The organism is Rhizobacter sp. (assembly GCF_046595475.1).
Classification (GTDB): Bacteria; Pseudomonadota; Gammaproteobacteria; order Burkholderiales; family Burkholderiaceae_C; genus Rhizobacter.
Genome location: NZ_JBKJOQ010000020.1, coordinates 18,789 through 29,507, shown reverse-complemented (window position 1 = coordinate 29,507; position 10,719 = coordinate 18,789). Strand labels below are relative to the sequence as shown.

Sequence of the window (10,719 nt, the reverse complement as noted above, 5' to 3'; positions counted from 1 at the left end):
CTTCGCCGCGGCCACCTGCCGGCGCGGCGAGCGCGCCATCTTCTTCACCTTCGAAGAGTCGGCCAACCAGATCATGCGCAACATGCGCACGATCGGCCTCGACCTGGCCCCGTTCGTCGAGCAAGATTTGCTCAGGTTCCACGCGGCCCGGCCGAGCCACCTGGGCCTGGAGATGCACCTGGCCACCATGCTGCGGGCCATCCAAAGCTTTGAGCCGCAGTCGGTCGTGGTTGATCCGCTGAGCAGCTTCACGGCGCTCGGCGCCCACAACGACGTGATGGGCATGCTGCTGCGATTGATGGATGCGCTGAAGGTGCGCCAGATCACCGGCTTTTTCACCAGCCTGAGCACCGGGGTGTCGGCGATCGATCAGACCGACGCGACCATCTCGTCGCTGGTCGACACCTGGCTGATGGTGCGAGACATGGAGTTCAGCGGCGAGCGCAACCGTGGCCTCTACGTGCTGAAGTCGCGCGGCATGCAGCACTCGAACCAGATCCGCGAGTTTTCGCTCACGCCGCTGGGCATCGAGCTGCGCCAGCCTTACACCGGCCCCGCCGGTGTGCTGACAGGTTCAGCACGGCTGGCGCAAGAAGCGCAGGAGCGCTCAGCCCTGCTGTCGCGCGCGCAAGAGATCGGGCGCAAGCAGAAAGAGCTGGCCAGCAAACGCGCCGCGATGGAAGCGCAGGTCACGGCGATCCGCGCCGAGTTCGCTTCTCTCGAAGCCGCAGCGCTGGCGGTGATCGACCAGGCCGAGGTGAGCGAAGACCTGCTCACGCAAGACCGCCAAGACATGGCCCAGAGCCGCCGAGCCGATGCACCATGAATGCAACTTGCGACCTGTGGGTGCTGCGCCTCTACGTGGCGGGCCAGTCGCCGCGCTCGCTGCGCGCGTTGACGAACATCCGCAAGATCTGTCTCGAACGGCTACCGGGCCGCCACGACCTTGAGGTGATCGATCTCTACCAGCAACCCGAACTGGCGCAAGACGCGCAGATCGTGGCCCTGCCCACTCTGGTCAAGCAACTGCCCGGGCCCCAGCGCATGTTGATCGGTGACCTGTCGAACACACACGATGTGCTTCGAGAACTGGATCTGCCTCTCGACTGACGGGCGCCCCATGAACACGCCCACGCACACCGACCCACTTGACCGCCCGACGCAGCCGCCCGTGGGCGGGCAGGCCGCACGGCTCGTCGGCAGCGACGAGGTGGATGCGCTGTTCGTCTCCGACGCCGCAGGCCAGCGGCTGATCACGCTGCACGGCGCCGATCGTGCCTACCGGCTGCTGCTCGAAGACATGGCCGATGGCGCGGTGACGCTCACGCCCGATGGGGTGGTGGCGTGGTGCAACCGGAGCTTCGCAGTGCTGTTGGGCCGGCCCTTGAACCGACTGATCGGCACGCGCATCGACCTGTGCTTTGCACCCGAGGCACGCGTGAGCCTGGCCGCCCTGTTGGCCGGCGGCAGCCTCGGCACGCAAAAACTGGCGATCGACCTGCTGACGGATCTGGGCCTGCGCATTCCCACCCACCTGTCGGTCAACCCTTCCGTCGTCGATGGCTTGCCCGAGGCCTTGTGCATGGTCGTCACCGACCAGACCGCGCAGCGGCGCAGCGAGGCCGACAAGCTCTCGCGGCATCATCTGCTGGAGGTGATCGACGACCAGCAGTGCATGCAGCAGCAGTTGCGAGACAGCCTGGCCGCGCTGCGCTTGAGAGACCGCGCGCTGGGCGCGATCTCGCAAGGAGTGATGATCACCGACGCTCAGCGCAAGATCACTTACGCCAACGCGGCGTTCGAGTCGATGTCGGGCTATTCCGAGGCCGAGATGCTCGGTCAGTCATGCAGCCTGTTGCAGGGGCCAGAGACCAATCCCCAAACGGTACAGGCCATTCGCCACGCGCTCGCTGCGCTGAAGCCATTTCATGGCGAGCTGCTGAATTACCGCAAGGATGGCGAGCCGTTCTGGAACGACCTGTCGATCATGCCGGTGTTCGATGCCAACGGTGAGCCGACACAGTTTGTCGGCGTGCAGCGCGACATCACCGAGCGCAAGCAGGCAGAGCAGACGCGGAACTCGCTGGAGACGCAGCTGCGCGAAGCCCAGAAGATGGAAGCCATCGGCACGCTCGCAGGCGGCATCGCGCATGACTTCAACAACATCTTGGGTTCGATGCTGGGCAACCTCGGGCTGGCCCGCGAGGCCCTCGGCCCTGGGCACGCGGCGAGCGCCCTGCTCGAACAAGTCAGCCTGGCGGGCCGGCGCGCGCGCAGCCTGGTTGAGCAGATCCTCGCCTTCAGCCGGCGCCAGCCGACGAAGCTAACGGCACAGCCGCTCGAACCGATCGTGCGCGAAGCGCTCAACATGCTGCGCGCCACGCTGCCGGCCACGGTGAGGCTGGAGCTTGCCGTCGAGGCCACACCGCAGCCGATGATCCTGGGCGACACCACCCAGTTGCAGCAGATCGTGATCAACCTGTGCACCAATGCCTGGCAGGCGCTGAACGGCAGCACCGGGCGCATTGCGCTGGCGATCGATGCAGTCCACATCGATGCGGCGGCATCGCACACCCTGCCTCCCGGCTCCTATGCACACCTGAGCGTCACCGACAACGGCCAGGGCATCGACATCAACACGCAGGCGCACATCTTCGAGCCCTTCTTCAGCACCAAGCCAACCGGCCTCGGCACGGGCCTGGGGCTGGCGGTCGTGCACGGCATCGTGGCCAGCCACCACGGCCACATCGCGGTGCGCAGCCGCCTGGGGGGTGGCACCACATTCGACCTGCACTTCCCGGTCACCGAGGCCGATCACGCCGGTGTGACCCTTCCTGCGGCGCTCGACCAGGCGGCGCAAGGGCAAGGCCAGCGCGTGATGTACATCGACGACGACGAAGTGATGCTGTTGATGGTGAGCCACCTGCTGGAGAGCTTGGGCTACCGGGGCACCTGCCTTTCTGACCCTGTTGCCGCCCTCGCGACCTTGCAGGCACAGCCGGGCGCATTCGACATTGTGGTGACCGACTACAACATGCCGCCGATGACGGGCCTGGAGGTCGCGCAGGCGCTGCGCGCGAGCGCTGCCGACATGCCGGTGGTCATCAGCTCCGGTTTCATTTCGGACGGGTTGCGGCTCGCCGCCGCCGAGCTCGGCGTGGTGGAGATGATGCACAAGGAGCACACACTGGAGGAGCTCGGCGCGTTGCTGCACCGGGTGCTTGAGCGACCGCGCAAACTGGTCTAGGGCCTGACAGACGCCTCACTCCATCGCCGCGCGACGCAAAGTTTCCACCACGGGCCTGCGCAACACCTCACGCAAGCCCCACCACCCTGCCCCCAGCGCCAACAGCGCCCCGGCCACCGCGCCAATCAAGGGCACAAACGGTGACGCATTCCAGCTGAACTGAAACACATACTTCGCCAACGCCCACCCCACGGCCATCGCCGCGATCGACGCCAGAAACCCCGCCAGCGCCCCTACCCCCAGCAGCTCGGCCCGCTGCACTTGAGCGAGCAGCTTGCCACTCGCCCCCAGCGCCCGCATCACCGCAAACTCGCGCGCCCTCGCCTCCCGCGTGGCCGTGACCGCCGCAAACAACACCACCAACCCCGCGGCCAAGGTGAAGGTGAACAAGAACTCCACCGCACGCACCACCTGGTCGAGCACGCCCTGGATCTGGGTGATCGATGCGGACACATCCACGTTCGTGATGTTGGGAAACTCGCGGCTCAGCCCGTTGTCAAAGCCCGGCGTGGTCGGTGCGCGAAATGCCGCGATGTAGCTCGCCGGCACATCCTTCATCTGCGACACGGGAAACATGACGAAGAAATTGGCCCGCATCGAGCCCCAGTCGACCTTGCGCAGGCTGGTGATGCGGCCCTTCGCCGACATGCCGGCCACGTCGAAGCTCAGGTCGTCACCAAGCTTCAACTTCAAGGTCTCTGCCAAGCCCTCTTCCACGCTCAGGCCGTCTTTCTCTTCGGCCACCCATTTACCGCCGGTCACCACGTTGTGCTGCGGCAAGCTCGCGCTGTGGCTCAGGTTGAACTCGCGGTCCAGCAGGCGCTTGGGTCGGTCGTCGGTGTAGTTGTCCGCCGACACGGGCTTGCCATTGATGGCCACCAAGCGGCCGCGGATCATGGGGTACCAATCGAACTTGGCCACGCCGTCTGCGCGCAGCTTGGCCTGAAACGCCTCGCCCTGCTCAGGCTGCACGTTGATGACGAAACGGTTGGGCGCGTCGGGCGGCGTGGCCTGTCGCCAGGCCGAGATGAGGTCGGTGCGCAGCAGCACCAGCAAGCACAGCGCGAGCAAGCCAACGCTCAGCGCCGACACCTGCAGCACCGCAAATGCCGGGCGTGCCGCGATCTGCCGCGTGGCCAGCACCAGCCAGCGCGGCGCCCGCGACTCGGGCACCGCGCGGCGCAAGGCCTGCACGGCCAGCCATGACAAGACCGCGAACACTGCGATCGCGGCGGCAAACCCGCCAACGGCAATGAGGCCCAACTGCAGGTCGGACGACACCGCCAGCAGCAAGGCAGTGAAGCCGATCGCACCCGCACCCAGCACGGCAATGGACGCCGGCTTCAAGGCCCCCACGTCGCGGCGGATCACGCGCAGCGGTGGCACCTGCGACAGCTGCAGCACCGGCGGCAGGCCGAAGCCCATCAGCAAGGTGAAGCCCACGCCCACGCCGAACAACGCTGGCCAGCCGGTGGCGACAGGCAGGCTCGCGTTCACCAGACCGGCGAGCAGCCACACGAAGACGTAGTGCACCGCGAAGCCGAGCGCGACGCCGGCGGCGCTGGCGAGCAAGCCCACGAAGGCGAACTCGATCAGGTACTGCAGCGCAATCGTGCGCTGGGGCTGGCCGAGCACGCGCAGCATGGCGCAGTCGTCTAGATGGCGGTTGGCAAAGTCGCGTGCGGCAATGCCCACCGCCACCGCCGCGAGCAAGGCGGCCAGCAGCGCCACCAGGTTCAGAAACTTCTCGGCGCGGTCTAGCGTCTGGCGCATCTCGGGCCGCCCGGTTTCCAGCGACTCGACGCGCACGCCGCGCAGCGCCTGGCTCTTCACTTGCTCGTCGGCCCATTTGACGAATGCGCGCACCGGCGCTTCGTTGCTGCCCGCGGCCGCCACCGCGAGCCGGTAGGTCACGCGACTTGCCGGCTGCACCAGCGAGGTGGCGGCGAGGTCGGCCTCGTTGAGCATCACCCGGGGCGCAAAGCTCATGAAGCCGGCACCACGGTCAGGCTCGATGACGATGATGGCCGCGACCTTGAGTGATGCGTCGCCTAGCAGTAGCGAGTCGCCCATGCGCAGCTGCAGTGCGTCTAGCAGGGGAGCATCAACCCACACCGTGCCGCGCTCGGGTGCGCGCGACACGGCTCGGTCTGGGCCGCCCGGCGTGTCGGCCAGCCGCAGCGCGCCGCGCAGCGGGTAGCTGTAGTCCACGCTCTTCACCGCCACCAGCTTGGAGGCACCGCCTTTCTCGTCGGGCGCGCGGCCCATGCTCGGGAAGGCCGCGGTGCTGGCCACCTTCAGCCCCAGCGCACGGGCCTTGTCGGCGAATGCAGGGGGCAGCGGTTGGTCACTCGCCACGATGGCATCACCGCCCAGCAGCTGGCGTGCATCACGCGCCAAGCCGTGGTTGAGTCGATCGGCGAAGAAACCCACCGCGCTCAATGCGGCCACCGCCAGCGTGACCGCCACCACCAGCAACCGCAACTCACCGGCACGAAAGTCGCGCGCCATCTGGCGCCAGGCAAGTTGCCACAGGGAAACATTGAACTGAGCGGGCATGCGCATCTCCATCGTCGACGGCACCTTACCCCATGCGTGAGATTCGACAAATTTTTGCACCCGCACCGGTGCGAGCGGTGTCAGACTGCCTCACCGCCAACCAGCTCAGCCATTGGCCATGTTCGACGTTCGCACCCTGGTGTTGCTCGCCCTCTTCAGCAGCCTGCTGTTGGCGTTCGCGGTGCTCTTCATCAACCTCAACAGCCGCGGCGACCCTGCGGTGCACGCCTGGGCTTGGGGTGCCGGCCTGGGCGCGGCGGCCTTCTTGCTCTTCGGCCTGCGTGGCGCCGCGCCCGATTGGGTAGCTGTCGTCATGGCCAACGTCATCGGCGTGGCCGGCCGTGCCTGGGTTTACTTCGGCCACCGCCTCTACCTGGGCCTGCCCAGGGGCCACCGCTGGGACATCTCGATCGGCCTCTTGATCGCGGTGCTGCTGATCTACTTCAGTGACGTCGGCCCGGATGACGTGGCACGGCAGATGATCAGCGCGCTCGCATTGGGCGGATTGCACCTGCTCTCGGCCGGCTTGCTGCTGTCGCCCGCAGCACGCCAGCGCACGCCCGACCGCAGCATGCTGATCATGATCGGCGTGGCGCATCTGCTCACCGGCCTCGGCCTGAGCCTGCGCGCGGCGCTGGGCCCTCTCGCGTCGCAGGGCCCGGGTTGGCTGCACGCCTCCCAGCTGATAGAAACGGTGGTCGTGGCCGACATCGCGGCCTTCAACATCGCCCTCACCGTCGGCTTGTGCAGCCTGGTGGTGTCGCGCAGCCAGCGCCGTCTGCAGGCCAGCGAGGAGCGCTACCGCAGCCTTGTCGAGCAAGCCGCCGACGGCATCTTGGTGAGCGACGTGACGGGCAAGTTCATCGACATCAATGCCGCCGGGGCCCAGATGCTGGGTTACGCGCCGCAAGAAGTGATAGGCCTCAACATCAGCGACATCGTGGCCGAAGAAGAGCTGCCGCACCTGGCAGAAGCCAAGGCGAAATTCGCCAGCGGCCCGATGACGGCGACGACTGCGCAGCGACGCTTCAAGCGCAAGAATGGCAGCCACTTCAACGGCGAAGTGGTCGCGAAGGGGCTCAGCGACGGGCGCGTACTGGGCTTGCTGCGCGACATCACGCAGCACAAGCAGGTCGAGGCCACCTTGCTGCAAGCCAAGCTCAGCGCGGAAGCCGCCAACCGCAGCAAGAGCGAGTTCGTGGCCAACATGAGCCACGAAATACGCACGCCCTTGAATGCCATCGTGGGCATGAGCTACCTGATGCGGCGTGACAGCGTCGACCCCAAGCAGACCGAGCGCCTCGACCAGATCGAGATTGCCTCATCGCACCTGCTGTCCATCGTCAACGATGTGCTCGACATCGCCAAAGCCGAATCGGGCAAGCTCGCGCTGGAGCATGCGGCCTTCATGCTCAGCGACTTGCAATACAGCGTCGACAGCCTGATGGCCGAGCGAGCGCGCGCGAAAGGGCTGAAGCTGCACATCGACTTGCGTGCGCTGCCCGCTGCGCTGGTGGGTGACCGCACCCGGCTGACCCAGGCGCTCGTCAACTACCTCAGCAACGCGGTCAAGTTCACCGAGCAGGGTGACATCACGCTGAGCGCGCGTGTGCTGGAGCGCCAAGGCAGCAAGGTGCTGGCGCGCTTTGAAGTGGCCGACACAGGCATCGGGATCGCGCCCGAGTCATTGGTTCGGCTCTTCTCGGCCTTTGAGCAGGCTGACGGCTCCACCACGCGTCGCTACGGCGGCTCTGGCCTGGGCTTGGCCATCACCGGGCGCTTGGCAAAATTGATGGGCGGCGAGGCCGGTGCGCAAAGCGCGCTGGGCCAGGGCAGCACATTCTGGTTCACCGCGTGGCTGGAAAGCGCTGAGTCAGCGCCCGCGATGCCACGGCCTGCGCAACCTGACCCCTTGCGCGAGTTCACGCTCTCGCATCTGGGCCGCGGGCGCAAGGTGCTGCTGGTCGAAGACGATCCGGTGAACCAAGTGGTGACGCAAGAGCTGCTCGCGGGCGCCGGCCTGCAGTTCGAGCTGGCGATCACCGGCACGCAGGCGGTCGAGATGGCCACCCGCGCCACCTACGACCTCATCCTGATGGACATGTTCATGCCCGAAATGGATGGGCTCGAAGCCACGCGCCGCATCCGCGCCCTGCCGGGGCGAGAAAGCGTGCCCATCGTCGCCATGACCGCCAACGCCTTCAGCGAAGACCGCCAAAGCTGCCTCGCCGCCGGCATGAACGACTTCATCGAAAAGCCGGTCAACCCGCGCAAGCTGTTTGCCACCATTCAGCACTGGCTTACGAAGGCAGAGGGCTCCGGTGGCGGCTGAGAGGCCTCACCCTTCATCCCGGCACAAACGAACGCTGCGTGCAAAACCCACGAACGGTGCAACGCAGCCGCGATGATTCAATGACGGCATGAACACCCTGCCTACCCTCTTCCTGTCCCACGGCTCACCCATGCTGGCGCTGGAGCCAGGCACCACGGGGCCGTTCCTTCAAGACCTAGGCCCGGCCATCGTTGCCACCTTCGGCCGCCCGCGCGCCATCCTCGCGGTCTCGGCTCACAGCACTGCGCGCGAGCCGGTGCTTCTGGCCGCCGCACAGCACCAGGCCGTGCACGACTTCGGTGGCTTTCCGGATGCACTGTTCAAGCTGCAATACAACGCCCCCGGCGCGCCCGAGTTGGCGAGCAGCGTGCAAGGCCTGCTGAGCGCGGCTGGCTTGCCAGTGCATCGCGTTGATGAAGGTGGCCTCGACCACGGCATCTGGAGCATGCTGCGCTTCATGTACCCCGAGGCCGACGTTCCCGTGCTGCCTCTCGCCTGGGTACCCAGCCTGCCACCAGCGCAGCAGTTCGCACTCGGTGAAGTGCTGGCCAGGCTGAGCGAGCAAGGCGTGCTGGTGATGGGCTCAGGCAGCATCACGCACAACCTGCGGCGCGTGTTTGCCGGCAACCGGCCCGCGGTCGACACGCAAGAGATCGCCGAGAGCGCAGGCTTTCGCGCCTGGATGAGCGAGCGCAGCGCAGCACGCGATTGGGCTGCGTTGTTCGACTACCGCAGCCAGGCCCCACATGCGCAAGACATGCACCCAACCGACGAGCATTTGCTGCCGTGGTACGTGGCGGCTGGTGCGGGCGGCCGAGACACAGCGCCAGTACGCCTGCACGAAGGCGTGACCTATGGCTGCCTGGGGATGGATGCCTATGCGTTCGGGCCTCAGGCTGCTCAATTGAAGGCTGCCCTGGCGGTGTCGGCAAACGCCTGAGATCAGACCCCGGAAAGACCGGCCACCCCCTTTTTGGGGGTGGTGGCCACAGACCGTGGGCCCGGGCGGCGCCTGCCCGCTGAGCTATTCTTGAACGCCGCGCGACTGTCAGTCATGCGGAAGAAAAGCACACCGGAGGACCCCCATGAAACGCATTCAATTAGCCACCAGCGGCTGGGCTTTGTCATGCCTGCTCGTCGCTTGCGGCGGTGGCAGCAGCAACGACAGCAGCGCGCCTGAAATCACCGCACAGACCGAAACGGCCCAAGCCGCACTGAGGCAACAAGCCCAAGCCCAGCGCAGGCCCGCGCCTGAGCAGTTCACCCGCGGCCTGCGCGAAGTCGACGAAACCATCGTCTGGCAACAAAGCGAAGTGACGCTGGCCAACACCGGCGCGCAACGCAGCTACACCGACCACGTGACCGCCGTCAACGCAGACGGCAGCTTTGCCTTCGATCGCCTAGATGCCCGCGGCACAGCCTACGAGCGCTACACCTCAGACGCCGATGGCAGCCGCCTCACCCGCGACACCGTGGTCAACGGCAATCATTGCGCCTACAACCCAGGCCGCAACTTCGTGAGCTTCCCGCTCTACGTGGGCAAGGTCTGGTTGTCGAGCTGGTCGCTGGCTTGCGATCTGGGCTACAAGGAAACCGTCAACCAGTTGGCCGCCGTCACCGGCCGCGAGACGATCACCATTGCCACCGGCAGCTACGACGCGCTGCGCATCGGCTATGTGGGGCTCATCACCGACAGCAACGACGTCAACCTGGAAAACGGCAGCACCGGCAAGGCAGCCTATCTGGTGGAGAGCACTTGCTGGTGGTCGACCCAGGCCAAGCGCATCCTGAAGTGCACCACCAAGAACACCTACTTCGGCAACCTGCAGCCCGTCGGTTACCTGAAGAGCTATGTGTTCGAGGCCAGCTTCGTGGGCAAACAATATTTCCCGGCGCTCAAGCGCGTGGGCGCAAGCAGCATTTGGTCGGAGCTCGACACGGCCGTGAGCGGCACGACGCAAACCCGCAGCTACACGCAGCTGGTGTCGGCGGTAAACGCCGACGGCAGCTACGGGCTAGACCGCATCGAGGCCAGTGGCGTGCTGAGCGAGCGCTTGGTCAACGACAAGGGCGGCAACCGCATGGGTCGCTACATCGTCTCGACCAGCAACAACTGCGCCTTCGCGCCCAAGCGCGAGTACATGAACTACCCGCTCTACGTGAGTAAGACCTGGTCGGCCAATTGGCACTATGGCTGCGCGCTGGGCTATGGCGAGGACGCCGCGCACACGAGCACCGTAGAAGCGCTTGAAACCATCACCGTGGGGGCAGGCACCTTCGAGGCGCTGCGCATCCGCTTCCACACCGACATCACCAACAGCAACGATTTCCAGCTCGAAAATGGCCCTGCCGGCCATGCCGCCTACAGCCAGAACGGCGTGTGCTGGTGGTCAACTGCCCTCAAGGGGCTGATCAAGTGCGACATCGACAGCAACTTCGTCGGGGCCGCGCCGGCCAGCTACCGCAAGCGCTACCTCACCGAGATGAGCGCGCAGACGCCAGCGCCCTGATCGACGGTCACGCCCTCCTGAAAGGCCCGCTCATGCGGGCCTTTTTCTTGGGCCGCACAAGCGCACCTTGC

7 protein-coding genes are annotated in these 10,719 nt (G+C 66.2%); 6 read left to right on the top strand and 1 reads right to left on the bottom strand.

Annotation, left to right across the window (positions count from 1 at the left end; translation table 11 throughout):
• From AC30QB_RS04150 to AC30QB_RS04140, 3 genes are all read left to right on the top strand, one after another.
• On the top strand, positions 1-826 hold an 826-nt coding region (locus AC30QB_RS04150; RefSeq protein ID WP_489544927.1), incomplete at its 5' end, for an ATPase domain-containing protein.
• The gene (locus tag AC30QB_RS04145) at positions 823-1,110 is read left to right on the top strand and encodes a circadian clock KaiB family protein (protein ID WP_489544926.1); all 288 of its coding nucleotides are present in this window, start codon (positions 823-825) and stop codon (positions 1,108-1,110) included. The genes AC30QB_RS04150 and AC30QB_RS04145, both read left to right, overlap by 4 nt.
• 10 nt (positions 1,111-1,120) lie before the next feature.
• A complete protein-coding gene (locus AC30QB_RS04140) occupies positions 1,121-3,247 on the top strand; it encodes a hybrid sensor histidine kinase/response regulator (protein ID WP_489544925.1) in 2,127 nt (708 codons plus the stop codon).
• A gap of 15 nt (positions 3,248-3,262) precedes the next feature.
• Here the strand turns inward: AC30QB_RS04140 and AC30QB_RS04135 are convergent, their stop codons facing one another.
• Positions 3,263-5,806, bottom strand: coding sequence for an ABC transporter permease (locus tag AC30QB_RS04135; RefSeq protein WP_489544924.1), 2,544 nt, complete (start codon positions 5,804-5,806; stop codon positions 3,263-3,265).
• A gap of 118 nt (positions 5,807-5,924) precedes the next feature.
• Between AC30QB_RS04135 and AC30QB_RS04130 the strand changes: the two genes are divergently transcribed.
• From AC30QB_RS04130 to AC30QB_RS04120, 3 genes are all read left to right on the top strand, one after another.
• A complete protein-coding gene (locus AC30QB_RS04130; protein WP_489544923.1) occupies positions 5,925-8,138 on the top strand; it encodes a hybrid sensor histidine kinase/response regulator in 2,214 nt (737 codons plus the stop codon).
• Between the two features lie 88 nt (positions 8,139-8,226).
• Positions 8,227-9,078: a dioxygenase family protein gene (locus AC30QB_RS04125; RefSeq protein ID WP_489544922.1), complete on the top strand. Its 852-nt coding sequence runs from the start codon at positions 8,227-8,229 to the stop codon at positions 9,076-9,078.
• A 145-nt stretch (positions 9,079-9,223) separates the two neighbouring features.
• A complete protein-coding gene (locus tag AC30QB_RS04120; protein WP_489544921.1) occupies positions 9,224-10,648 on the top strand; it encodes a hypothetical protein in 1,425 nt (474 codons plus the stop codon).
• The last annotated feature ends 71 nt before the right edge of the window (positions 10,649-10,719 follow it).

What these genes read in the sequence shown, in the direction of transcription:
- AC30QB_RS04145 (WP_489544926.1), top strand. Translation starts at nt 823, where the DNA reads ATGAATGCAACTTGCGACCTGTGGGTGCTGCGCCTCTACGTGGCGGGC.
- AC30QB_RS04140 (WP_489544925.1), top strand. Translation starts at nt 1,121, where the DNA reads ATGAACACGCCCACGCACACCGACCCACTTGACCGCCCGACGCAGCCG.
- AC30QB_RS04135 (WP_489544924.1), bottom strand. Translation starts at nt 5,806, where the DNA reads ATGCCCGCTCAGTTCAATGTTTCCCTGTGGCAACTTGCCTGGCGCCAG.
- AC30QB_RS04130 (WP_489544923.1), top strand. Translation starts at nt 5,925, where the DNA reads ATGTTCGACGTTCGCACCCTGGTGTTGCTCGCCCTCTTCAGCAGCCTG.
- AC30QB_RS04125 (WP_489544922.1), top strand. Translation starts at nt 8,227, where the DNA reads ATGAACACCCTGCCTACCCTCTTCCTGTCCCACGGCTCACCCATGCTG.
- AC30QB_RS04120 (WP_489544921.1), top strand. Translation starts at nt 9,224, where the DNA reads ATGAAACGCATTCAATTAGCCACCAGCGGCTGGGCTTTGTCATGCCTG.